Raw genomic sequence first — 23,841 nt, 5'->3', positions numbered from 1 at the left:
ACAAAAAGTCCCTTTTTTTTAAAATTGCTTAGTATACTTTAGAGGTATCACCTTTGGGCTTTTATCTCCAACCATATTTCATCATATACTTTGATGATGTCTTTTGGATCTTTAAATATTTCCACATCGCCCATTTCTTCATCAGTAGGATAGGCTACCTTGCTATTTATAATATCCTCTGGCAACAATTCCATAGCTTTGAAATTAGGAGTAGAATATCCAATATAATCCGTATTTCTTGCAGCTATTTCAGGTCTATTCATGAAGTTTATAAACTGTTCTGCCATTTCCTTGTTTTTACTGGTCTTTGGTATTACCATATTATCAAACCAGAGATTTGTGCCTTCTTTTGGTATGACATATTCAAGGTTTTCATTTTCTCGAATCATAGCTACTGCATCTCCTGACCATACAACTGCCAATGCAGCCTCTTCTCCAACCATCATATCTTTCACTTCATCGCCTACATAAGCATATACTAAAGGTTTTTGCTTTATCAATTCTTCTTTAGCTTTTTCTAGCTCATTTATATCCCTAGAGTTCATAGAATATCCAAGCCTTATCAAAGCTATGGCTATAGAATCCCTTTGACTATCTAACATCAAGATTTGGTCTTTATATTTTTCATCCCAAAGTATATCCCAGCTGTCCACTTTTTCTGAAACCAGGTTTTTATTATATATTATACCAAAAGTTCCCCACATATAAGGTACTGAATAATCATTATTTGGGTCAAACTCCAAATCCAAAAACCTATCTTCTATATTCTCTAAATATGAGATGTTTCCCTTATTTATCTTTTCTAACATATCCTCATTTATCATTCTTTCAATCATATAATCCGAAGGAAAAGCTACATCATAACTGGTTCCACCTTTTTTTATACTTACATACATATCTTCATTAGTTGCAAATGTATTGTAATTTACCTTCACATTGAATTCCTTCTCAAAATCCTTTATTACAGAAGGATCAATATAGTCTCCCCAATTATAAACATTTATAACAGGCTTTTTGTCACCACAACCAGTTGATACCATTCCAATAGTAAAAATCAAACTTATGATTATTAACATTTTAATATTCTTTGTCATATAATATCACCTCTTTCACTAATACTCTTTGTCGATTTGCTATTTATTATTAAAAGCAATATCAACAAGCTCACAAACATCAAAGTTGATAAAGCATTTATCACCGGATTGATTCCCCTGCGTGCCATGGAAAATATGGTAATGCTTAAGTTTGTAACTCCTGGTCCTTTGTTAAAGAAGGATATTACAAAGTCGTCGATAGATAATGTAAAAGCTATAAGTGCTCCTGAAACTATGCCTGGCATTATCTCAGGGATTACCACCTTCCTCAAGGCATAAAAGGGTGTAGCTCCCAAATCCATAGCCGCTTCAGCCAAGTGCTTATTCATCTGCTTTAACTTTGGCAAAACAGATAAGATTACATAGGGTATGGAAAAGGTAATATGGGATAATAACATGGTCATAAAACCAAATTCCACATTAATAAACCTAAATAAAGTCATCAACGATACGGCAGTTACTATATCTGGATTTAGTACAGGTAAATAATTTAAGTTTAGCACTATCTTCTTACTAATCCCAGGCATACCATATATGCCTATTGCTGCAAAAGTACCTATTATAGTGGATATTAATGATGACAAAACTGCTATGACTAATGTATAGTATAAGGCCATCAATATCTCTTCATTTTTAAACAATTCAATGTACCATTTAAAAGTAAATCCGCTCCACACTCCTCTAGATTTAGAACTATTAAAGGAAAATACAATAAGTACGATGATGGGAGCATATAAAAATAAAAATATTAAAATTGTATATATCCTTTTAAGCGCCTTGTTTACCATAACCCATCACCTCCACCTTCTTTATCTTCATCAAATTTAGCAGTTATACCCATAGTAATCAATATGAATACCATCATGATTATGGATATAGCTGAGCCAAAATGCCAATCACCTGTGCCTAAAAATTGTTGTTCCACCAGATTCCCTATTAGCATATATTGGCCTCCTCCCAATAATCTTGAAATAACAAAGGTGCTAACAGCTGGCATAAACACCATAGTAATTCCAGTAATTATACCGGGTATACTTAAAGGAAAGATGATCTTGGTAAATACCTTCATTTTACCTGCCCCTAAATCTTCTGCCGCTTCAACTAAGCTCTTATCTATCTTTATTAGTACCGAATATATAGGTAGTACCATAAAGGGTAAAAAGTTATAGACCATGCCCAGCAAAACTGCTCCATCATTGTATATTAAATTTAGTGGTTGAAATCCTAATTTCACGATTATATAGTTTATGAATCCATTTTTACCTAATAAGGTTAACCAAGCATAAGTTCTAAGTAAAAAGTTCATCCACATTGGTATAACGAATAATAATATCATTGCATTTCTCTTCTTTATATTCTCCCTTGAAATTATCATAGCTATAGGATAACCTAAAGCTAATGTAATGGCTGTTGATTTTAAAGCAAGGCTAATGGACCTCCACAATACATCGATATACCTTGGATCCAAAAACTTTTTAAAGTTCTCCAGTGTAAATTCAATATCGGTTATATCCCCATCTCCTAGAGTTAAAGAATATAGGAGTATCAATGCTAGGGGTACTAGGATAAATATAATCATCCAAACAATATAGGGATAAGCAATCCACTTTGTCTTCATTTATCCATCACCTTCTTCATTATGTGAATATTTTCTGGTATCACATTCATTCCTATTTCAGTACCTACAGGCTTCATAATTGTACTGTGAATCATCCACTGAATATCCCCATCATTCACTATTATTTCATAATGAACCCCCTTAAAGGTAACAGAAGTAACTATTCCTTTGATCAGGGCTTTTTCAGGATTTGTTATTTCTAAATCCTCTGGTCTAATAACTACATCTACTTTTTCCTTATCATTAAAACCTTTATCCACACAGTCAAATACCTTTCCAGCAAATTCTACAATAAAATCTTCATGCATAACTCCATCTACTATATTGCTCTCTCCTATAAATTTAGCTACAAACGCATTTTTAGGCTCGTTATATATATCTACAGGTGTTCCAATTTGTTGTATAACTCCTTTATCCATTACTACAACGGTATCAGACATAGTAAGAGCTTCCTCTTGATCATGGGTTACATATATAAAGGTAATTCCAACCCTTTGCTGCATGCTCTTTAGTTCAGTTTGCATTTCCTTTCTAAGTTTTAAATCTAAAGCTCCCAAAGGTTCGTCTAGTAACAATACTTTTGGCTCATTTACTAAAGCCCTTGCAATGGCAACCCTTTGCTGTTGTCCCCCACTCAACGAATCTATGGAACGATTTTCAAATCCTTGAAGATTTACTAATCTTAACATCTCTTTAACTTTATTTTTTATTTCATCTTTTGAAATCTTTTTTATCTTCAATCCAAAAGCTATATTGTCGAATACATCCATATGAGGAAATAGGGCGTATTTTTGAAAAACCGTATTTATTTGTCGCTCATAGGGAGGTATATTTGTAATATCCTTTCCTTCAAAGATCACCTGACCTTGTGAAGGTTGTTCAAATCCTCCAATAATTCTAAGCGTTGTGGTTTTTCCACATCCGCTTGGTCCTAACAATGTTAAAAATTCATTTTTTCTAATATATAAGTTAATATCGTCAAGAACTTGAACTCCATTATATTGTTTTGATATATTTTTTAAATCAATGGCATAAGTTTTTTCCACTTCGTAACCCCCCTTAAATACTTTTTAGAAACTTGGCGGTGTACTCACCCATATTACCCTAGCTACTGTTTTTCCCGGGTTAGATATATAATGATTGACATTAGCTTTAAAATAAAAGCTTTCTCCCTTCCTAACCTTTTGCTTTTCATTGCCAAAATGAATGAAAATACTGCCATTTATTACATATCCAAATTCTTCACCTTCATGGGGTGAGTCTTCTTTTGTTCTGCCTCCTGACTCTAGCTCAATGAGAATAGGCTCCATAACATTCTTTTGAGCATTCGGAATAACCCAACTTAAACTATACTTGAAATCTTCATTTTCTGTAACAAAGGCATCTTCTTTTGTAAATACTATTTGTTCATCTTCTATTTCATTAAAAAAGTCCTTTAAATTTGTACCTAGCCCGTCTAATATATCGACTAAAGTAGCAATTGAAGGTGAGGTTAAATCCCTCTCCACTTGAGATATAAACCCCTTTGTGAGTTCACATCTATCTGCTAACTCTTCTTGGGTTAAGGAATTTTTTATTCTAAGACGCCTTATCTTTTCACCAATTTTCACATTTATCCCCCTAACAATAACTAGTATTATATTAAACTCTCTGTTTATATTTACTAAACTATTATTTTAACTATACCATTATAAGCAAAAATATTATAAAATGTCAATAGATTTTCCAAAAATACTTTATCTATGTATGTTAACCAATATACACATTCCTAAATAATATACTATTCACCTAAGTTTAATATATAAATTTTTTAACTTAATAAAATGCCAGCCCTTAGGCTGGCTCAAAAAATTAAAAAAGCTGGTTTCCCAGCTTTTATTGTAGTCATATTATTTACTTGCAGTTTCAACTTTCTTTTTTGCTTTCTTCTCTAGGTGCTTATCCCATAAATCATCTGCTACAGGAGCCCAATTTTCAGCTACTGGTTCTGTTTTAGCAGTTAAATCCTCAACATCTTCTCTATCTATTGGTTGAGTAGAGTAAGCTCCAGAAACATCTACCATTTCCTTTATCTTTTCAGGATTATCCAATACTGGACATGGTCTTAGGTGATTATCATTAAATGGTTGATGCTCCTTATATTGCATAAATAATGGAGATTGTAATGCTTCTATTAAACTTACATCTTTTATGTTTACATTGGAATAATGTACAAAAGCACAAGGTTCTACATCTCCATTAGCATTTATGTGAAGATATCTCCTTCCCCCTGCAATACATCCACTAACATATTCTCCATCATTCCAAAAATCCAATAGGAATATTGGCTTTTTAGATCTTAAATCCCTTACTTGATGATACATATATTCCCTTTGTTCTGGGGTTGCAATTAAATCAGTAACTGCATCCTTGCCAATAGGCATATAGGTGAAGTACCAACCAAACATACAACCTTTATCAATCAAGAAATCTATATAATCTTCTTTAGCTACTGCATCTGTATTGTATCTATGATAGCAAGTTGAAAAACCGAATATTACTCCTTCTTTCTTTAGTAAATCCATAGCTTCCATTACCTTATTGTAGGTGCCATTTCCTCTCCTCATATCAGTGTCTTCTTCATAACCTTCTACACTAATAGCTAAACCAAAATTGCCTAGTTCCCCAAGCTTTTTAGCAAACTCCTCATCAACCAATGTAGCATTTGTAAAAGATAGGAATGAACAATCACTATGTTCCTCTGCCAATTTTATCAAATCATTCTTCCTTACTAACGGTTCGCCTCCGGAGAAAATATACATGTATATTCCTATTTCCTTACCTTCTCTTATGACTCTATCTAGCAATTCATAGCTTAATGAATCGGTTTTATCATACTCCGCAGCCCAGCATCCAGTACATTTCAAATTACAAGCACTAGTTGGATCTATAAGTACTGCCCATGGTACATTACAATTGTATTTTGCCTTTGCTTTATCTTGGATAGGTATACCGATTATACCCGAGTTTACCATGTAGTTTACTAAAAATTTCCTTCTTGAAGCTGGAGATAATTCGTCAAAATATCTCTCCATCAGCTTATACCAGTTATTATCAGGATCCACCACTATACCTTTAAACTTTTGAAGATATCTTTTATGATTCTCCCTTGTAATAAGCTTCTCTGCCCAATCCAACAATTTAGGCATATTTTCCATTGGATTCTTCTCAATATATTTTAAACCCTCATTCATTACTGCAGTACTAACCAATTGTTTCACACTTGCCATTATGATTCCCCCTTTGCATTTAAGCTCTTAAACCATCAATTAATAGATTTAGTGAATCTATTTTAGCTTTTGCATCCGTTGTGTTAGAAGTCCTCTGAAGCGTAAAGGTTTCAATGAAAGAATAAATAGTCTCTGCAAAACTTCTACTATCTATTGGTTTAATTTCCCTTTCACGGATAGCCCCTTTTATCAAATCTTCTATGGTATCCTTCAATTTTTGGGTTTCTGTCTTCAAGTTTTCTAGCATTTCATTTTTTTCCCTGTTCAGCACAATCCACGTTTCTAAAAGCAATATAAATGTGTTGCTATTTTTCTGTTCATCTGTTAATTGATGAATTACTTGTTTCAATTTTTCTGTAAATGTTAATTGTTCATTAGTTGCTATAACATTTACCTGGGTTTGAATTTCTTCTAAAGTACTACCTACGGTATGGTAGAATATTTCATCTTTGTTTTTAAAATATTGGTATATGGTTGTCCTACCTATTCCGCATTTTTTTGATATATGGGAAAGGCTAGTGTTATGATATCCTCGTTTTGCAAACACTATCTTTGCCTTCTCTATTATCTCCTGTTTCTTCTCTTCATAATCCACAATTTTCGGCAACTTGTAACTATCCCCCTTTCAATATGATATAAATTGCCTTTAGTATATTTTATACCCATCCGACACATATGTCAATATAAAATATCATTTTTTACCATTTGATTCTTTAGTCTATATTGTATACTTCCATACCCTCTATAGCATTACTAACTAGGACTTCTATATCGATACTTTCTTCTGATCTTTCTATATCTTCTAGTCTAGGTCTTGTTACTGGATGTTTAGGTAAAAATAAGGTGCAACAGTCTTCATAGGGAAGTATAGAGGTTTCGTAAGTCTCTATTTCCTTTGCTATATCTATTATATCTACCTTATCAAATCCAATCAAAGGCCTTAGTATGGGCATGTTTACTGCTGCATTGATGACAGATATGCCCTTTATGGTTTGGGAAGCCACTTGACCTAGATTCTCTCCAGTAATAAGGGCATCTATACCACTTTCTTTCGCTATCTTCTCTGCAATTCTCATCATAAACCTACGAGAAAGAATAGTCATCTCGTCTCCTGGACATTTCGCATTTAATTCTTTCTGTATCTCTAAAATATTTACACTGTAAAGCTTTATTGGGCCGGTATAAAGGCTTAGTATTTCAGCTAAATTTTTAACTTTCTCTTCTGCCCTTTCACTAGTAAAAGGGTAGCTATGAAAGTGAATTCCACTTATTTGTACCCCTCGTTTTGCCATCATAAATCCAGCTACTGGACTATCTATTCCACCAGATAATAAGAGTAGTCCTTTACCATTGGTACCTACAGGTAGCCCTCCGTAACCTTCAATTCTATCTATATATATATAACAATTATCCTTTATATCTATGTATAAATATATTTCCGGATTGTGTACATCTACCTTCAATTGATTAAATTTGTTTAATATAATAGCACCTATCTTTCTAGAGATTTCTGGAGACTTCATAGGAAAACTTTTATCTACCCTATTGGTCTTCACTTTAAAAGTATTAACCAAATCTTTGGATAGCTTCTCCTCCATTATCTTTATAGAAGCCTCTTCAATTCTTATCATATCCTTGTCTACCCTTATACAGGGACTAATATACACTAAACCAAATACCTTTCTTAATCTATTGATTATTAAATCAAAGTCATCTTCCTGAGCTTCAATATATAGTTTGCCTTGCTCTTTATACATCCTTTCATAACCTATGTCTTTTATGGTCTTCTTCATTCTTGATATGAGTTTGTCTTCAAAATATTTTCTATTTAATCCTTTTAGTGCTACTTCTCCTAGGCTTACACTAAGTACTTTATCCACTTTTATCACCTCATGGTTATTTGTCGTATTTCTTCTACAGATCTTTTTAATACATCTATGGCATAATCTATATCTTCAATTGAGTTTTCATGAGAAAAACAGAATCTAATAGCTCCATCTATATCTAAAGGAGATAAGCCTATTTCCGATAATACATGGCTTTTTTCAGTACCTTTAGAGGAACATGCAGAACCTGTAGATACATATATGCCCTTATCCTCTAGATAGTGAAGTAGTACTTCTCCCCTAATGTATTTAAAGGATATATTTAATATATAGGGAGATCCCCATTCATCCATAGGACTATTTATACGAATAGAACTAATTTCTTTATTTAGTCTATTTATAAAATATGATTTTATATTCTTTACTTTCGTTCTTTCTTCCTCGTAGTTCTCTCCCATAATTTCAACAGCTTTGCCTAATCCAATTATTCCAGGAACATTTTCTGTACCAGAACGAAATCCCCTTTCCTGATTGCCTCCAAATATTATGGGGTTCAATTTCAGTTTTTTATCTATATATAATCCTCCGATGCCCTTAGGACCATATATTTTATGCCCACTAAAAGAAAAGGTATCTATATCCCATCCATTGATATCTATGGGAATCTTCCCAAAGGCTTGGATGCCATCTACATGCAGTAAAGCTTCTGATTCTTTTTCCCGTATTATTCTTTTGATTTCTCCAATTGGTTGTATAGTTCCTATTTCGTTGTTTACTAACATTATACACAACAAAATAGTATCTTCTCTAATGCTGTTTCTTAATTCATCAAGGGAAATTAGTCCATTGTTGTCTACTTTCAAGTAGGTTATTTCGTAACCTTTTTGTTCATAGTGTCTTAGTACATTTAGTATAGATGGATGCTCTATTCCTGTAGTTATTATATGTTTACCTTTTCTATGATATTTATTTATTATACTTTGGAGGGCAAGATTATTGCTTTCAGTACCTCCTGAAGTAAAGTATATCTCATCCTTATGGACCCTTAAAAAATTAGCAACTATTTCTCTTGTATATTCTATCTTCTTTTCTATGTTAAAACCCATTCTGTGGAGGGAGGAGGGATTTCCGTATTCCTCTTTTAATATGTGAATCATCTCTTCTACAACTTCATCCCTCGGTTTAGTAGTAGAACAATTGTCTAAGTATACTTCCAAAATACCACCTCATCTAGTCTTTTAGTATCCTAAATCTTCATCTATTAGATATATATTGATATCTCCTCCTATTGGATTCCTATGAATTATAACCTCTACCCTACATATTCTGTCGGCTGAATCACAAGTATTACATTCCCCTGTAAATCTACATGGAGTATTGGAACTCAATCTCTGAGCATTTTTAGGAGCAGCTATCTTTTTAATTCTATTTCTGGCTTCATCATAGTCTTTACATATTTTATTCCTTCCCACTATAATATATACTCTTTTATGTCCATAGAACATGGAAGAAACCCTATTTCCAACGCCATCCATACATACTAGTTTCCCATCTAAAGTTAAAGCATTAGTGCTCGTTATGTATATATGACTATTTCTGGCTAAACTTAGTTCATTATTCTTATCCTCTGCTTTCCAATGCCAAAATATTTCATTACCTCTCCCTTTAAAATCCTCATATAACCCCATATCGAATAGAGTCATTGATCCACCAAAAGCTATGGATTCAGAAACCTGGATCTCATTTAACAAAGTCTCCTTTGCCTCGGAGACATTTTTAAAGGTTTCAACGGTAAATCCATTTTTTTCTAAGCATGATTTCGCCAACAAAATATTATTATCCATATTGATCCCCCCATACAAATATAATTGCTGTAATTATTATTATATAGGATTTTAATCCCATATTAAAGGCAAAATATATGTAGTTTTAAAATATTTTTATCTTTTTTTAAAAAAGGTATTGCAAACTCTGTCGCAATTTGCTATAATTTGTACGTGGTTATCCCCCTGGTAACCTCAAATAAGATCTCTATTCCCAATACCCCTTTTGAACGGTTTATTTACATCCATTATGGATGGAGGCTCCGATAGGAGCCTTTTTTTTATTCTCTTTATCCTTTAGATTTATGATAAAATATAATTATCACATACTAAGGGGGTTTTTTTATGTCCTACAATAATAAAGTTGCTATTATATTTACTGGTGGCACCATTTCCATGAAAATAGATCCAAGAATCCACGCTGCAATTCCAGCCCTTTCTTCTGAAGAAATAATGGCAATGGTTACAAATATTGAAAAGTTTTCCGATATCGAAATAATCAATTTTTCTAATGTTCCTAGTCCTCATATTACTCCGGATATGATGATGGAACTATCTATATTGGTGAATGATACTATTAAAAGAGATGATATCACTGGAGTAATAGTAACTCATGGCACCGATACCCTTGAAGAAACAGCCTATCTTTTGGACTTAACTGTACAATCTACAAAGCCTATTGTAGTAGTAGGAGCTATGAGAAATAGCTCCGAGCTTGGATATGATGGATCTAGCAATTTATCGGCTGCTATTTGTACTGCTATCTCAAAAAATGCTATAAACAAAGGAGTATTAGTAGTCATGAATAACGAAGTAAATGCAGCTAGTGAAGTGACTAAAACTAATACTTTGGCCTTAGATACCTTCAAATCTCCAGAGTTTGGTCCCCTAGGAATAGTCGACAATGATGAAGTGATCTTTTATAGGGATATAGTAAAAAAACAGCATATCAAAACCAACAGTATAGAAGATAAAGTAGCCCTAATAAAATGTTGTCCCGGTATACAATCCGATATAATAGATTTTTACATTGAAAATGACTATAGAGGGATTGTAATAGAAGCTTTAGGTCGTGGCAACATACCTCCTGATATGGTCCATGGAGTAGAAAAAGCTATAGATAAGGGGATCCCAGTAGTTATGGTATCTAGATGCCCAACTGGAAGGGTGCTAGATACATATGGATATGAAGGCGGAGGCAAACATTTAAGAGATCTAGGCGTTATATTTGGGAAAAACCTTCCTGGACAAAAGGCTAGGATTAAGCTAATGTTAATATTGAGTTTAACAAAGGATATAGATATTATTAAAAGTATATTTGAAGATTAATAGGATAGGTGCTATTATTGCACCTATCTGTTTTTGTCCCTTAAATAAAAACCTCGAGTTCTCCTGATTAAAAATTCTTCCATTTCCTTTACTTTGCTTTTCAAAAGTTCAAATTCTTCCGTAGATTCTCCCTCGGACAAATAATCTATTTTCTTTTCCAATTCATCTATTTTGGAATAGATATTTTGAATATCTTCCTTAGTCTGCTTATAAAAACTTAAAGCTTGAAAATAGGATATTGTGTCTTTTTTTTTAAGGGTATTTCAGTAGTGTTAGTAAGAGGACCAAAACCTATAAAACCTATATCTGGTTGTATGGTACCAAAGGAATAATCTAAAACATTTTCCACATTATTGGAATTGCTTAAATACTTATATCTAACTATTTCTTTGGTTTTGGAATCATTCCATAAATAAATTGGGCTCCAAGTAATACCTTGATCCATGCTATATCTGCTCATAATATTCTCATTTTCAATCCATACTACCCAAAGTTTATTCTCATAATATATTAGGGTTGGGTACATGGTATTCCCTTCATTGGAGAGTATTTCCCCTTTATCGTGATTTATTTCATCATCATAACTAAATCTTTCATACTTTACTACTAGATTCTCATCGTATATACAGTAAACAATATGGAGTCTATTGTTTATCAAAAGCATATCTATATATAATAAATCTTTTGAATTATCGATAAGTTTAATTTTGTTTTCCCAACTCTTTCTAGCATAATTAAATGTTTTGATAAATATTGTATCATTTTGTTGTTTATCGTAATATCCAATTATCAGTTTTGTATCATGCTTTAATATTCTCAGAGGATTTAATACTTCCCCTGCCTCAATTTCATCTACTATATGGGTTATCCAATCGGTATCATCATGATAATGATGGTATATTCTATATTTCTTTTTATTTTCTGAAAGTAGGATACAATAAAATATATGTGGAGTTTCATCTACCATAATTAAATCTAAATTATGTACTTTTGGTATAGCTTCCCTAGTCAATTTAACATCCTCAATCTGTCCATCATTCAATAGTGACAATATCAAGTTTAAAGACATATTCTGATATAGAAGATATATATGATTTCCTTTACCTATTGAAACATCAAATTCTGAATTTATTCCCTTGCTAACTAATTTTTCTTTTAGGGAATTAGATTGTTTATGGAAAATATATTGGACTAGATCTTTATCTACTAATCTAAATAGAATTATATTACCCTGTAAATCCTTAATTATTATCATTTTGTCCTTATAAAAAGTCAATTAATTCACCACCTATTTATCTTTCTCCTAAATAATATTACTTAATACTATAGATTATTCCTACTTCTAAATGTAACAACTATAAAGGTAAAAGAATATATTAGGAGTGAGACAGAATATTAATACTGTTGAAAGGGGGAAAAACATGAACTGTTCAAATATTAAATCTGAAACTATTAGTTTAGGAATAACCGATAGATGTTGTATAGGCAATACTGGATGCGAGTGGGATGGCACTTTAAGAAATGTAAAAACTGAACCAATATTTGTACAAAAAGTGTTTGATGCTACCTTGGTTAATTTACAAGCTTTAAGTACTGTAAATAACGTAAGATTTACGCCAAATTTAGGTAGAAATGCAAGGATCATAAGGATATTAGATATCCGGTGCAGGAGATTCTTCAATCCAGAGAACATTAATGATCCACGTAATCTAGTAGTAGAACCTGAAACCATGTTGTCTGGAGGCCAATTCGTTAAAGACGGAAAAGGCAACCCTATAGAGGTAGTAGGACCAGATGGATTTAGATCTGAAAAAATCATATTTGCAGATACTTCAGAATGTGATGAAGAAGGGAAAGGTACGCCAGTTTTTGGTACTCAGAAGGTAAGGATCAGAGGTAATGTTATAGTAGAAATTGATGCTGTAGTTCAAACTTCAGGCTCTAGAAGAAGAACTGTTACTTTAACAGCCAATGTTCCTATAACTCCTGTAGAGTTAACCAATTTCTTCGAGCTATGTATACCTTCAGTATTTAACTCTGCTTTCTTCCCTAGATTTGCTGAGTTCTGTAGTATACTCTGTGAAACAAGATTAGCAACAAATAGTATCACAAGGGATATAGATATTAATCCAGAAACAGGAGAAGTTAGAATAGATCTAATAATTGCAATATGTATTTCCTGCGAAAAGAAAATAATTGTACCAGTACAACTTTGCGTTTTATCCACTGGATTCCCAGAATTATCTCCAGAGGTTTCACCAATATGTACCACCTTCCCAACTCTATTTCCTAGACAGATAGACGAAAATAGCATCGATCCAAGTCCGCCATGCCCTAGACCACGACTATCCTTAGAATCAGATGATTATTTAGAAGATAGAGAGGATGCTAAATTTAAGACCTTTGATGAATATGAAGATTAATAAAATAGATGCTCCTAATTAGGAGCATCTATTTTATTATATCGACTATAGATACATCTTGAGGTTTTAAAAAATTTATGTATTCATCTCCTACTTTTACTATGGTCTTAGTTGGTCTTTGAGGATGAACATATATGATTTCACCTATCTCGCCATTGGTTAGTAAAACCTTACAGCCTACATAAAATTCGGAAACCTTGTCCAAAAACAATCTAGTAATCTGTGGATTTAATATCCCAAAACTTTGTTCTTCCAATACTTCAGCAGCATAAAAAGGTGACGTTTTCTTCTTATAATACCTATCTGATGTCAATGCATCATATACATCACAAACGGCAATGATCTTAGCGTATTCATGAATTTTATCTCCTTCTACCCCATAAGGATAGCCACTGCCATCTTCTCTTTCATGATGTTGAAGAACACTAATTAGTACGTTTTTGCTTATACCTACTGTATCTAGAAGTATATTATAACTGTATATTGGGTGCTTCATCATGGCCTCCCGCTCTTCTTTTGTTAATTTTCCTGGTTTATGTATTATATTATCGGATATTTTAAGTTTCCCTATATCATGAAATAGGCCAGTCAATGCTACTTGCTTTATCTGTTTATCTGTATAATTAAGCCATTTGCCGACCATTGTAGCTAACATAGAAACATTTAAGCTATGATTAAATGTATAATCATCCTTCTCTTCTAATTGCCGTAGCCTTCCCAATATATTATTGTGTTGAATAACTTCAACGATTAGATCATCTAGTTCATCATTTATTTCAGTCAGTATTATCTTTTTGCCCAATCTAATATCAGAAAATACATTTTCCACCTTATCTGATAACTTCCTATATCTTATTACAAAACTATTTTGCTTCAAATCCTCTGAGTCATCCTCTGGACCATAGATTAAAACATGTTTTATCCCTTGATTTTGAATCCCCCTAATAATCTTTTTGTTTAATACAGTACCTTTAGAAACCAATATGGCTCCACTTCTCAAACCCTCAACATCGTCAGATAATACCATTCCAGGTTTTAATTCATCAGTATGAACTTTTACCATTAAATACCCCCTAGTGACAATTTTTAGCCCTTAATGGCTGGTTTCATTATTGGTTAATATTGTTTGATGCCCTGTCAATAACTTTAGATACAAAATAAGCAACTACAATTGCCACAACTAGCCTAGTAATAAATAGTAACCATAAATTGGCCCCTACAGCAACAAATATAAGAGTATCCTCAAAAATAGCATGACAAGCAACCAAAAATATCATGACTACGTATAGGTCTTTATTGCTTAAATTTTTTTCCTCTACACTTTCCATAATAATCCCCGCTCCATAGACTAACCCAAATACTATACCAATCATTAGTGGAAAAACCGACTCACTAGATATATCGAAAAGTTTTGCTATAGGCTTTAGCTTTTTTGAGACTTTTTCTAATATTTTTACATCTTTTAATATTTCCATTGCTATCATAAGGGGAATTATTATCTTTGCCATAGATAATATTGAGCTAATACTGCCTATAGTACTATCTTTTAAATAAGCTATAAAATTCATTTATTTACCCCCTACTTATAATATTAAATTAAATATAATTCCAGATACTAAGGCCAATATTACCCTTATTAGTATAACCAACGCTAAACTCACGCCAGCTTTTTTAACTACTGCTGATTCCAATAATAAGCTATGGGAAAAGGATAACATAATCGCCAATATAGTAGCTTGTTTGGTTGTTAAGGTTAAGCTTGCCATGGCTCCTATACCAGCGTAAAGATTGATAAAATTACCCAATACTAAGGGTACAGCTGCTTCACCAGGCAATCCCAAAATCTTCATTCCTGGTTCAAAAAAATCAGATATATTGTTTAATAACGGGGTATATCTCAAAAAAGTTACAAAAAAATAAACTGGCACAACAATTTTAGCTAATGTCCAAAGAGTTGCTATACCTTTTTTAAATCCATTAAATATACTTTCCCTATACAATTACCTCACCCTTAATTAAATAATATAGAAATATTATAACATAGAAAAAACCTTAAGTGTATAAACTTAAGGTTATGCTAATTTAGAATCTCTATTACCCAAGGAGTTGGACCATTTTCCACATTTATCTCCGTATCTAGCTAAAAGTCTTCCATCTTCTTTTATCTCAATTACCTCACATATATTAGAACAACCATCGCATTCAAATCCATTTACCACATAATCTACCCTGTGTATGGAAGTCCCTTTAAAGTTTGTATAACCCTTTTTCTTTACCTCTTCCTTAGCAAGTATGGCCACACCAATAGCTCCCATTACATCAAAATTATCTGGAACATAAACCCTTTCCCTGAAGGTTTCCTCAAAAGCCTTTCTAATTCCAACATTTGCTGCTACTCCACCTTGGAACAAAATTGGCGAAAGTATTTCCTTTCCCTTTCCTACATTGTTTAAATAATTTCTAACTAAAGCTTCGCATAATCCTTTAGCTATATCCGATTGATTATGCCCTAATTGTTGTTTGTGTATCATATCTGATTCAGCAAATACGGCACATCTACCAGCAATTCTAACGGAGCTTTTGGACTTTAAGGCTAAATCCCCAAATTCGCTTATATCAACCCCCAGCCTTATGGCCTGCCTATCTAGAAAAGAACCTGTACCTGCAGCACACACGGTATTCATAGCAAAATCCGTAACCACCTTATCCCTTAAGATTATTATCTTAGAGTCTTGACCTCCAATTTCAATTATGGTTTGTACATGGGGTAAAAAATCTAGTCCTGCTACAGCATGGGCAGTAATCTCGTTTTTAACTACATCAGCTCCTACAATAATATTAGCCAAATACCTACCACTCCCTGTTACTCCAACACCTAATATATTGGCATCCTTCTTCTCCAATTCTATCTCTCTAATTCCTTCCTTTAGCATATCAATAGGCTTTCCTTGAGTTCTCATATATTTTTTATAATGAATATTGTTGTCATCATCCATTAATATAATATTTGTACTTACAGAACCAACATCAATTCCCATATAATATTTATCCAACTGAACTTTCCTCCCTTCTTCTCTGAAGTAAGTCTATAAATGCCTCTAATCTAGTCATATATCCTGCTTCCCCTGTCATCTCGTCCAATATTAATGTCATGATAGGAAAATTTAAGTCCTTACTTACAGTACTTAGTATGCTTTTGGCAACTATCTCTGGCATACAATTTAAAGGTAACAACTGGATTACCCCATCAAATCCCCGATTAGCATAATATATAGCAGAACCCACTGTTTCTCGCCCATGGCCTCCTACCAGGGTTTCTAAATAGGGCTTGGCAAGTCTATATTTTTCATTTTCAGTTTTTGCACCGAAGGGAAATTTTGCTACATGATGTTCCACCCATAGGGTTGGCGTCAAAGACTTCTCTACGAGAACTCCCATATGGCCTAACTTTCTTTCTACTTCTAAATTGACAAAAGGTTCTATTACCGTATATATCTCTCCGATGAGTCCTATTTTTATTGGCTCTTTGCTTTTATCTATCTTAACTTTATTTAGCTTACTTATAGTTCTTTCCATCAATTCCATCATTTCTTTTTCCCCATAGGTTTCTTCTACTTGTCGATAATAGTTGTTCATAATTAAGTCTACCTTAAGGCTGTCTAGAGCATAGGCTCTAACCTTATTGGACAAATCTGTAATGTAATCGGCAGTTTGAATTAGTTTCCAAGCAAACTTTCCAGTCCGTATCAATTCTCTCATATTATCTACTTTAAAGGTCTTGTATATATTATCTTTAAGGGGCTTCCATCCTTCATATATAGGATCAAATACTATAAAGTCTACATCATATCCCATATCCTCTAGTATGCTCTTTTCCAATATAGAATAAAAACCAAATCTACAAGGACCACAGCTTCCTGTTAATAATATGGTATCAGCCCCTCTTTCAATGCTTTCAATGAAATTACCTATCATTACCTTTAGAGGCAAGCATATAGTTTCTGGAGAATACTTGGTGCCTATCTCTAAAGTTTTTCTAGTACATATAGGTGGAGGAACTACATCTTGACCTATTTCTTCAAAAAAAGCTTTGGTAGCTATATATACATTACCCATGTGTGGAAATGTTGCCTTCAATATTATCCCTCCATTCTAACATGTCAACAAAAGCTTCTATTCTTGTGTTGATACCTGCTTCCCCCGTCTGTTCATCTATGGTTAATAGGGTAAAAGGAACCCTATGTTTCTTCGCCTTTCTTTCCACCAAGTCCATAAGTACTGAATCCAGTCCGCATCCAAAGGCTGAAACATATATGATTCCGTCTATATTTCCAGCTTCTATTAAAGAAAAAGCGCTGCCTACTATCCTTTGACCATGAGTCCAGAACATCCTCTTTGATAGTTTTGATGTATATCGTCTAGTTACTACCTCATCTACCATCTCGGCAGTAATAATTTTAATATTACTCTTTTTTAATTTATTGGCTATGTTCATATTTATATAATCATCATATATATTATAAGAATGGCCTAATAGCAATATATTTGTTTTGTATCCTTCTTGATGACCCTTGGTTTTTAGATTTATACTATCAGATAAACCTACAGCATCTATAGGTATAACCCCATGAGCCAATAGTTCATTATACTCTACAAATCGTTTGTAAGCCTTATCGTAGGCCTTTAAAATCCTTGAAGTCCTATTTGTAAAGTATTTTCCCGTATACAGAATAGATTTTCTTAAACTATTTGTTGATTTTCTTAAATTAATAATAGGGGCTATAACTTCTGGCAATCCTTCTACACTATGTTTTATCATATCTGGCAAACCTAAATGCTTTGGACAACAATATTCCATTTTATATATACTGATAAATTTAGGAATAAAAATATAATCTACTTTATCTTTTAAATAATCTACATGACCATGAAACACTTTTACAGGCAAGCAAGCTTCATCAACACAGCTCAAAACCCCCATGTTTAAAATATCCTTATTAGTTTTTGGCGAAGTAATTACCTCTACACCTAAATTGTTAAAAAACCCTTTCCATAATAGATAATAATCATAATACAACATACCCCTAGGTATGCCTACTTTCCCATTCATAATATCCCTCCAATTCCACACTAGTTTATTATTGCCAATAGAGATATAAAATATAATGTGAAGCATAAAAAAAGAAGGGCTTGAAATCATTGCCCTTCATTTATATTATCTAGCCAATAGTTAATCCCATCTATTGTAAACAATATTTCCTCCTTGCTAACTACCCTTTCGTCTAATGAATACTCTATATAGAATAAAAATTCTTCTATATCCTCAAAGGGAAGTTGCAGTGCAGATAATAGTCTTCTCATCCTAATCTTTCTTTCTATATTGTCCATTGAAGATATGCTTCTATTTATATATTGAATTAAACTGTCAATTAATTGCTCTAGATAATATTTATCAATAGCCTGTGTCTCTTTTGGAAACAAGGTTTCATATTTGGTCAAGCTTATATCATTGTAAAAGGTAAGAACCCTATTAGTAAATAACATTTCTTTATTTAAGCTTTTATCCAAGAAACCTGGTCTCTTAAGTCCTTCCCCATTAAGAACTTCAAAATACTGTATGTCTTTTAATAATTGTTTTTCCACTTCCTTTAGAGAGTTGTTGCTTAATTCTCTTAGTGAAGATAAACGTTTTTCATCTAATTCTTCTCCTTGTTTTTCCCAGATTGAATATAACTTCTTGGAATCAATATTCAATAGGGATTTGTTCTTAATTAACAGTATGGATATTAATCTATTGATCAATGTCCCTAAGGTTACGAGAAACACCTCTACTTCATTAAGTTCTTTAGCTAAATTTATGATATCTTTAGCTAAATTATCTAGCTCCTCTAAAGAATAGGTTTTATAGTCGATGTTTTTAATAGATTGAACCCTAGTAAAATATACATCAAATACTATACCATAATCCCCTGCGAGAGAACTATCAAATAATATTTTATAGTTCTCAATTTGGTTTTCTGCCATATCCACTGGGTATTGATTTAAATTTCTAGTAAGAGTTGTTTTTACTATATCAAAATACTTGGACTTACTCATCCTAAATGGTAGTATACTAATGATATTGGAAACTATACTTACAAAATCTAAATGATTGTTTATGTTTTTAGCTAATACTTCCCCTATCTTATCTATTAATAGAACTATTTCATTTTTATCTATTAGAGCATTTCTATATTCTTTTTCTCCAATTTTTTTCATGGTATGATAATCTAGGGATTCCTTAATATATGAAAGCTCCGTTTCATAGCAGTGAATAGCATTTAATAGGCTATAGAGTTCCTCCCTCATATCTAGTAAAGTTGCTATTTCATCTTCTATCTCATTTTTTTCTATACCCATATGGATTTTTTTAAAAAGCCTAATATTGTATTCAAAAATGGATTGGATCAATTCCCTTTCTCTTTGGGAGTCAATCTTTTCTAGAAAGTTGTCTACATTAATTAGTCGAAGTAAATCTCCACTGACACTGATAAAATAATTATAGGACATTTCTCCTATTTTAGACAATTGGGCTCTGTTGACATCTACTATTCTATCCCTTAACTCATCGTCTTTTAACTCCTTTAGTTTTTCAACCTCTAATATGATATTATTTACTTTAGTTTGACTCATATTAAAACTCCTTTCAGCAAATTACCACGCTGCAATATGTCCATCAGCTCTCTTTTCTGTACCGCCTATATATGTTTGCCCATCTCTTAAAATTATTTGCCCTCTTCCAAAACTACCTACATCCCTGGAATGTTCGATATCATGTCCTTTATGAATTAAATAATTTTTTATATCTTCTGGAAAATCCTCTTCTACTACTACCCTTCTTCCCTCTATCCATTGCCATCTATATTTATCCAGTGCTTCTTGAGGGTTTAAGTTAAAATCTATCATATTGACTACAGATTGCAAATGCCCCTGAGGTTGCATATATGCTCCCATAACTCCGAAAGGACCTAAAGCCTTATCTCCCTTAGTTATAAAACCTGGAATTATTGTATGATAGGTTTTCTTATTAGGTGCTAATCGATTATAATCCTTCTCATTAAGACTAAAAGTATAACCTCGATTGTGAAGGCTTATTCCTGTTCCAGGTACTACCAAGCCAGAGCCAAATCCAGTAAAGTTACTCTGTATATAGCTTACCATGTTGCCATCCTTATCTGCTGTGGCTAGATATACTGTACCACCTGTATTTAAAGCCCCATGTTTAGCTAGTATAGCACTGTCTCCAATTAGTTTGCTTCTATCTAAAGCATAGTCTCTACTTAGCAAATATTCTAAATTTCTTCCCATGTCTTTGAGATCGGTAATATAATTTAGTCCATCGGCATAGGCAAGTTTCATAGCTTCAATCATATAATGATATAGCTCTAATGAATCTACATTCATATCAAAATTACTCAATATATTTAAAGCCAATAGTACTACTAGTCCATGGGTATTTGGCGGTAGCTCCCATATGTCATAACCCCTATAATTAGTAGATATAGGGTCTACCCACTCTGGCCTATAGTCCATCAAGTCTTTCTTTGAAATAAAGCCTCCATATTGTTTGGAAAACTTATCGATTTTATCTGCAATATGTCCTTCATAGAATGAAAGGCATTGAGAATCAGCCAATTCTTCTAATGTACGACTTAAACTCTTCGAATACCAAATTTCTCCTGGTTCTGGTGCCCTGCCATCTATAGAAAAGGTATCAAACCACTCATCAAATTCTGCACCTTTCAATCTATCCTTATAAATATTAAAAGCTTTCTTCCAATTATAAGACACCGTAGGAGATACAGGATACCCATCTCTAGCATAATGAATAGCTGGTTCTAAAATATCCTTAAAGGATAAGACCCCAAATCTTTTATACATTTCCCTCCAACCATAAAGCATTCCTGGAACATTTACAGGTAAAAAACCGTATTTAGGCATAGCATTGAATCCCATATTTTTAACCTTATCTATGCTAATTTTGCCTGGTGAAGGTCCGCTAGCGTTTAGCCCATATAGATTATCCTTATACCAGATAATTGCAAACCCATCTCCTCCTAATCCATTGGATGTTGGTTCTAATACGGCTAAACTTGCCGCCGTAGCTATAGCTGCATCTACTGCATTGCCACCTTTTTTCAATATTTCTAACCCAGCTTCTGCAGCTAAAGGTTGAGTTGTAGACACCATACCATTTTTTGCAAATATAGTGTTTCTACAAGATGAATGCTGATGTTCAAAGTAATTAAATCTCATATTTCATCTCCCTTTTATTTGATAATATCTAAATAGTTTTGTATACTTTAACATATATAGCTTCATTATACCACAATAAACAATAAGGGAGAATCACATATGGAGAGACTAGACTATTTAATAGATTTTAAAATAGATATATCAACATATTTTCCAAATAGAAAAATATGTTTTTTAGACATTGAAACTACCGGTCTTAGTAGAAAGTTTAATCAAATATATTTAATCGGGCTGGTATATCTAAATGATAAAGATGGTGGCTGGTATTTATCCCAATTCTTTGCTAACAATATTGATGAAGAAGGTCAGCTATTAGAACAATTAAATAAAGTCATTTTAAATTTCGATCTCCTAATAACTTACAATGGAGATAGCTTTGATATACCCTTTATTAAATATAGATCTAATTTTCATAATGTAGTTGATAGAATTTCTAATATAGATAGCTTCGATATATACAGAAATATAAGAAGTCATAGCTCTTATCTACCATTCAAAGATTTTAAATTAAAGACAATCGAAGAAAGCTTAAATATTTATAGAGAGGATAAGCATACAGGAAAGGATTGTATAAATTTATATTACAAATATCTCGATAGTGGGGATACTATCTTAAAAAAGAAAATTTTAAAACACAATTTTGATGATCTTTATTATTTAGTAGATGTAATACAAATATTTGATGTTATCCAAGATATTAAGAGTGTCTCTATAGATTTATCTAATGAGATAATACCCATACAGATTAATAATATAACAACAAGTGGGGATATCATGCAGATAATTTGTAACACATTAGTTACTAAGTCAGAAATGAATCTAGTATATTTTGCAGATAGCTTCAATATTATTTGGCAAAAAAATACTCAGATAACCCTGGAATTAGATGTAAAAGAAGGTTATATCACGCCAACTAGAAAATGTTTGTTTGTTAATAAATCAAAGCTTCCTCAGAGTATAGATATAAAGGATATGACTGATTATATGGTTCCTGAAGATATTATTATTTTGAAGATCGATGATAAATATCAAATGGATAATCTTAAAAATATTATCGAACAGTTAATACTCTATGTGCTTAATTCACAAAGCCTTTGATCATGTCTAAAATATACATAAAGACAGCAGACCTTAGCTTCAAAGTCTGCTGTCTTTATATAGTTGGTGGGCCTTCAGGGACTCGAACCCCGGACCTACCGGTTATGAGCCGGGCGCTCTAACCGACTGAGCTAAAGGCCCCTAATTAACAATTCACAATTGTTAGGGTCTATCATTGAGGTCTCTAACCATTAAAAGTTGTCCTTGCAATTGTTCACTGTGTATTATCTCTAAATGGTGGGCCTGGGTGGACTCGAACCACCGACCTCACGCTTATCAGGCGTGCGCTCTAACCACCTGAGCTACAAGCCCATATTTTATCCAGTTCTCAATTGGCGATTATTAATGTCTAGATTTTGGATCCTTTCAACTGTGCATTGTACAAATGGTGGGCACAATAGGGCTTGAACCTATGACTCCCTGCTTGTAAGGCAGGTGCTCTCCCAACTGAGCTATGCGCCCTTGTGTTAACTTAATTGGCAGGGGTGGCAGGACTCGAACCCACGACATTCGGTTTTGGAGACCGACGTTCTACCGCTGAACTACACCCCTCCATCACTGGTGGGCCTTCAGGGACTCGAACCCCGGACCTACCGGTTATGAGCCGGGCGCTCTAACCAACTGAGCTAAAGGCCCCTAATTATCAATTCACAATTATTAGGGTCTATCATTAAAATCTCCTAACGACTAAAGGTTGTCCTTACAACTGTCCATTATCTAAATGGTGCCCAGAGGCGGAATCGAACCACCGACACGGGGATTTTCAGTCCCCTGCTCTACCTACTGAGCTATCTGGGCAAATCTGGTGGGCCTTCAGGGACTCGAACCCCGGACCTACCGGTTATGAGCCGGGCGCTCTAACCGACTGAGCTAAAGGCCCCCACAATGGCGGAGAAGGAGGGATTTGAACCCTCGCGCCCCATGAAGGACCTACTCCCTTAGCAGGGGAGCCTCTTCAGCCACTTGAGTACTTCTCCATATTTTTTGGCGGAGAGGGTGGGATTCGAACCCACGTGGGCCGCGAAGCCCTAACGGTTTTCAAGACCGCCCCGTTATGACCGCTTCG

Annotated in this window: 23 protein-coding genes and 8 tRNA genes; 3 read left to right on the top strand and 28 right to left on the bottom strand. The window is 33.4% G+C overall.

Features of this window, described 5'->3' with window-relative positions:
• Positions 1–47 precede the first annotated feature (47 nt).
• From C3E88_RS01115 to C3E88_RS01070, 10 genes are all read right to left on the bottom strand, one after another.
• Positions 48–1,094 carry an ABC transporter substrate-binding protein gene (locus C3E88_RS01115; protein WP_442870623.1) on the bottom strand — a complete coding sequence of 349 codons (1,047 nt, stop codon included), beginning with the start codon at positions 1,092–1,094 and terminating at the stop codon, positions 48–50.
• Positions 1,091–1,882, bottom strand: coding sequence for an ABC transporter permease (locus C3E88_RS01110; protein WP_236908203.1), 792 nt, complete (start codon positions 1,880–1,882; stop codon positions 1,091–1,093). Before C3E88_RS01110 ends, C3E88_RS01115 begins: the two co-directional genes overlap by 4 nt.
• A complete protein-coding gene (locus tag C3E88_RS01105) occupies positions 1,876–2,712 on the bottom strand; it encodes an ABC transporter permease (RefSeq protein ID WP_236908202.1) in 837 nt (278 codons plus the stop codon). The genes C3E88_RS01110 and C3E88_RS01105 overlap by 7 nt, the downstream gene beginning before the upstream one ends.
• Positions 2,709–3,758 (bottom strand): spermidine/putrescine ABC transporter ATP-binding protein, encoded by a 1,050-nt coding sequence (gene potA, locus C3E88_RS01100; protein WP_336513046.1) that lies wholly within the window; start codon positions 3,756–3,758, stop codon positions 2,709–2,711. Before potA ends, C3E88_RS01105 begins: the two co-directional genes overlap by 4 nt.
• A 24-nt stretch (positions 3,759–3,782) precedes the next feature.
• Entirely contained in the window at positions 3,783–4,322 is a 540-nt protein-coding gene (locus C3E88_RS01095; protein WP_236908201.1) for a helix-turn-helix domain-containing protein, read from the bottom strand.
• Between the two features lie 279 nt (positions 4,323–4,601).
• A complete protein-coding gene (locus C3E88_RS01090) occupies positions 4,602–5,981 on the bottom strand; it encodes a radical SAM protein (protein WP_236908200.1) in 1,380 nt (459 codons plus the stop codon).
• Positions 5,982–6,000: 19 nt separating this feature from the next.
• Positions 6,001–6,588, bottom strand: a complete 588-nt coding sequence (locus tag C3E88_RS01085) for a TetR/AcrR family transcriptional regulator (protein WP_236908199.1) — start codon at positions 6,586–6,588, stop codon at positions 6,001–6,003.
• A gap of 106 nt (positions 6,589–6,694) precedes the next feature.
• Positions 6,695–7,861 carry a tRNA uracil 4-sulfurtransferase ThiI gene (thiI, locus tag C3E88_RS01080; RefSeq protein WP_236908198.1) on the bottom strand — a complete coding sequence of 389 codons (1,167 nt, stop codon included), beginning with the start codon at positions 7,859–7,861 and terminating at the stop codon, positions 6,695–6,697.
• A 5-nt stretch (positions 7,862–7,866) separates the two neighbouring features.
• Positions 7,867–9,024 carry a cysteine desulfurase family protein gene (locus tag C3E88_RS01075; RefSeq protein WP_236908197.1) on the bottom strand — a complete coding sequence of 386 codons (1,158 nt, stop codon included), beginning with the start codon at positions 9,022–9,024 and terminating at the stop codon, positions 7,867–7,869.
• Between the two features lie 21 nt (positions 9,025–9,045).
• Positions 9,046–9,651, bottom strand: coding sequence for a lactate utilization protein (locus C3E88_RS01070; RefSeq protein WP_236908196.1), 606 nt, complete (start codon positions 9,649–9,651; stop codon positions 9,046–9,048).
• Between the two features lie 324 nt (positions 9,652–9,975).
• Between C3E88_RS01070 and C3E88_RS01065 the strand changes: the two genes are divergently transcribed.
• A complete protein-coding gene (locus tag C3E88_RS01065; protein WP_236908195.1) occupies positions 9,976–10,959 on the top strand; it encodes an asparaginase in 984 nt (327 codons plus the stop codon).
• A 23-nt stretch (positions 10,960–10,982) separates the two neighbouring features.
• Here C3E88_RS01065 and C3E88_RS01060 read toward each other — a convergent pair whose 3' ends face one another.
• Together C3E88_RS01060 and C3E88_RS01055 are read right to left on the bottom strand one after the other, a co-directional pair.
• Positions 10,983–11,120 (bottom strand): hypothetical protein, encoded by a 138-nt coding sequence (locus tag C3E88_RS01060; protein WP_236908194.1) that lies wholly within the window; start codon positions 11,118–11,120, stop codon positions 10,983–10,985.
• Positions 11,121–11,176: 56 nt separating this feature from the next.
• A complete protein-coding gene (locus C3E88_RS01055) occupies positions 11,177–12,235 on the bottom strand; it encodes a hypothetical protein (RefSeq protein ID WP_236908193.1) in 1,059 nt (352 codons plus the stop codon).
• A gap of 145 nt (positions 12,236–12,380) precedes the next feature.
• Between C3E88_RS01055 and C3E88_RS01050 the strand changes: the two genes are divergently transcribed.
• On the top strand, positions 12,381–13,382 hold the full coding sequence (locus C3E88_RS01050) for a hypothetical protein (RefSeq protein WP_236908192.1): 1,002 nt from the start codon (positions 12,381–12,383) through the stop codon (positions 13,380–13,382).
• A 28-nt stretch (positions 13,383–13,410) separates the two neighbouring features.
• Here the strand turns inward: C3E88_RS01050 and C3E88_RS01045 are convergent, their stop codons facing one another.
• From C3E88_RS01045 to C3E88_RS01010, 8 genes are all read right to left on the bottom strand, one after another.
• On the bottom strand, positions 13,411–14,445 hold the full coding sequence (locus tag C3E88_RS01045) for an HD-GYP domain-containing protein (protein WP_236908191.1): 1,035 nt from the start codon (positions 14,443–14,445) through the stop codon (positions 13,411–13,413).
• 46 nt (positions 14,446–14,491) lie between these two features.
• Positions 14,492–14,950, bottom strand: a complete 459-nt coding sequence (locus C3E88_RS01040; RefSeq protein WP_236908190.1) for a nucleoside recognition domain-containing protein — start codon at positions 14,948–14,950, stop codon at positions 14,492–14,494.
• Positions 14,951–14,965: 15 nt separating this feature from the next.
• The gene (locus tag C3E88_RS01035; protein ID WP_236908189.1) at positions 14,966–15,382 is read right to left on the bottom strand and encodes a nucleoside recognition domain-containing protein; all 417 of its coding nucleotides are present in this window, start codon (positions 15,380–15,382) and stop codon (positions 14,966–14,968) included.
• 72 nt (positions 15,383–15,454) lie between these two features.
• The gene (locus C3E88_RS01030; RefSeq protein WP_336513047.1) at positions 15,455–16,420 is read right to left on the bottom strand and encodes an acyl-CoA dehydratase activase; all 966 of its coding nucleotides are present in this window, start codon (positions 16,418–16,420) and stop codon (positions 15,455–15,457) included.
• A 7-nt stretch (positions 16,421–16,427) separates the two neighbouring features.
• On the bottom strand, positions 16,428–17,519 hold the full coding sequence (locus C3E88_RS01025) for an acyl-CoA dehydratase activase-related protein (RefSeq protein ID WP_236908187.1): 1,092 nt from the start codon (positions 17,517–17,519) through the stop codon (positions 16,428–16,430).
• Positions 17,491–18,492: an acyl-CoA dehydratase activase-related protein gene (locus C3E88_RS01020; RefSeq protein ID WP_236908186.1), complete on the bottom strand. Its 1,002-nt coding sequence runs from the start codon at positions 18,490–18,492 to the stop codon at positions 17,491–17,493. The genes C3E88_RS01025 and C3E88_RS01020 overlap by 29 nt, the downstream gene beginning before the upstream one ends.
• Before the next feature lie 86 nt (positions 18,493–18,578).
• Positions 18,579–20,054: a hypothetical protein gene (locus C3E88_RS01015; RefSeq protein ID WP_236908185.1), complete on the bottom strand. Its 1,476-nt coding sequence runs from the start codon at positions 20,052–20,054 to the stop codon at positions 18,579–18,581.
• A gap of 21 nt (positions 20,055–20,075) precedes the next feature.
• Positions 20,076–21,677 carry a gamma-glutamyltransferase family protein gene (locus tag C3E88_RS01010; RefSeq protein ID WP_236908184.1) on the bottom strand — a complete coding sequence of 534 codons (1,602 nt, stop codon included), beginning with the start codon at positions 21,675–21,677 and terminating at the stop codon, positions 20,076–20,078.
• A 99-nt stretch (positions 21,678–21,776) separates the two neighbouring features.
• Between C3E88_RS01010 and C3E88_RS01005 the strand changes: the two genes are divergently transcribed.
• Positions 21,777–22,775 (top strand): ribonuclease H-like domain-containing protein, encoded by a 999-nt coding sequence (locus tag C3E88_RS01005; RefSeq protein ID WP_236908183.1) that lies wholly within the window; start codon positions 21,777–21,779, stop codon positions 22,773–22,775.
• 64 nt (positions 22,776–22,839) lie between these two features.
• Here the strand turns inward: C3E88_RS01005 and C3E88_RS01000 are convergent.
• The 8 genes from C3E88_RS01000 to C3E88_RS00965 all read right to left on the bottom strand — a co-directional run bounded on the left by C3E88_RS01000 (position 22,840) and on the right by C3E88_RS00965 (position 23,752).
• Positions 22,840–22,916: transfer RNA gene (locus C3E88_RS01000), tRNA-Ile, on the bottom strand.
• A 94-nt stretch (positions 22,917–23,010) separates the two neighbouring features.
• Positions 23,011–23,087 (bottom strand) — tRNA-Ile (locus tag C3E88_RS00995).
• A gap of 74 nt (positions 23,088–23,161) precedes the next feature.
• Positions 23,162–23,237 (bottom strand) — tRNA-Val (locus tag C3E88_RS00990).
• A gap of 15 nt (positions 23,238–23,252) precedes the next feature.
• Positions 23,253–23,327: transfer RNA gene (locus C3E88_RS00985), tRNA-Trp, on the bottom strand.
• A 7-nt stretch (positions 23,328–23,334) separates the two neighbouring features.
• Positions 23,335–23,411: transfer RNA gene (locus tag C3E88_RS00980), tRNA-Ile, on the bottom strand.
• A gap of 86 nt (positions 23,412–23,497) precedes the next feature.
• A tRNA-Phe gene (locus C3E88_RS00975) sits at positions 23,498–23,573 on the bottom strand.
• Between the two features lie 5 nt (positions 23,574–23,578).
• Positions 23,579–23,655 (bottom strand) — tRNA-Ile (locus C3E88_RS00970).
• A 6-nt stretch (positions 23,656–23,661) separates the two neighbouring features.
• A tRNA-Ser gene (locus C3E88_RS00965) sits at positions 23,662–23,752 on the bottom strand.
• Between the last annotated feature and the right edge of the window lie 89 nt (positions 23,753–23,841).

Origin of the sequence: Clostridium sp. Cult3 (genome assembly GCF_021655115.1) — a bacterium.
GTDB lineage: Bacteria > Bacillota > Clostridia > Tissierellales > Tepidimicrobiaceae > PPXY01.
This window is presented reverse-complemented; position numbering and strand designations above follow the sequence as displayed.

What these genes read in the sequence shown, in the direction of transcription:
- C3E88_RS01045 (WP_236908191.1), bottom strand. Translation starts at nt 14,445, where the DNA reads ATGGTAAAAGTTCATACTGATGAATTAAAACCTGGAATGGTATTATCT.
- C3E88_RS01040 (WP_236908190.1), bottom strand. Translation starts at nt 14,950, where the DNA reads ATGAATTTTATAGCTTATTTAAAAGATAGTACTATAGGCAGTATTAGC.
- C3E88_RS01065 (WP_236908195.1), top strand. Translation starts at nt 9,976, where the DNA reads ATGTCCTACAATAATAAAGTTGCTATTATATTTACTGGTGGCACCATT.
- C3E88_RS01105 (WP_236908202.1), bottom strand. Translation starts at nt 2,712, where the DNA reads ATGAAGACAAAGTGGATTGCTTATCCCTATATTGTTTGGATGATTATA.
- C3E88_RS01015 (WP_236908185.1), bottom strand. Translation starts at nt 20,054, where the DNA reads ATGAGTCAAACTAAAGTAAATAATATCATATTAGAGGTTGAAAAACTA.
- C3E88_RS01020 (WP_236908186.1), bottom strand. Translation starts at nt 18,492, where the DNA reads ATGAATGGGAAAGTAGGCATACCTAGGGGTATGTTGTATTATGATTAT.
- C3E88_RS01010 (WP_236908184.1), bottom strand. Translation starts at nt 21,677, where the DNA reads ATGAGATTTAATTACTTTGAACATCAGCATTCATCTTGTAGAAACACT.
- C3E88_RS01070 (WP_236908196.1), bottom strand. Translation starts at nt 9,651, where the DNA reads ATGGATAATAATATTTTGTTGGCGAAATCATGCTTAGAAAAAAATGGA.
- C3E88_RS01030 (WP_336513047.1), bottom strand. Translation starts at nt 16,420, where the DNA reads ATGGGAATTGATGTTGGTTCTGTAAGTACAAATATTATATTAATGGAT.
- C3E88_RS01110 (WP_236908203.1), bottom strand. Translation starts at nt 1,882, where the DNA reads ATGGTAAACAAGGCGCTTAAAAGGATATATACAATTTTAATATTTTTA.
- C3E88_RS01005 (WP_236908183.1), top strand. Translation starts at nt 21,777, where the DNA reads ATGGAGAGACTAGACTATTTAATAGATTTTAAAATAGATATATCAACA.
- C3E88_RS01090 (WP_236908200.1), bottom strand. Translation starts at nt 5,981, where the DNA reads ATGGCAAGTGTGAAACAATTGGTTAGTACTGCAGTAATGAATGAGGGT.
- C3E88_RS01115 (WP_442870623.1), bottom strand. Translation starts at nt 1,094, where the DNA reads ATGACAAAGAATATTAAAATGTTAATAATCATAAGTTTGATTTTTACT.
- C3E88_RS01050 (WP_236908192.1), top strand. Translation starts at nt 12,381, where the DNA reads ATGAACTGTTCAAATATTAAATCTGAAACTATTAGTTTAGGAATAACC.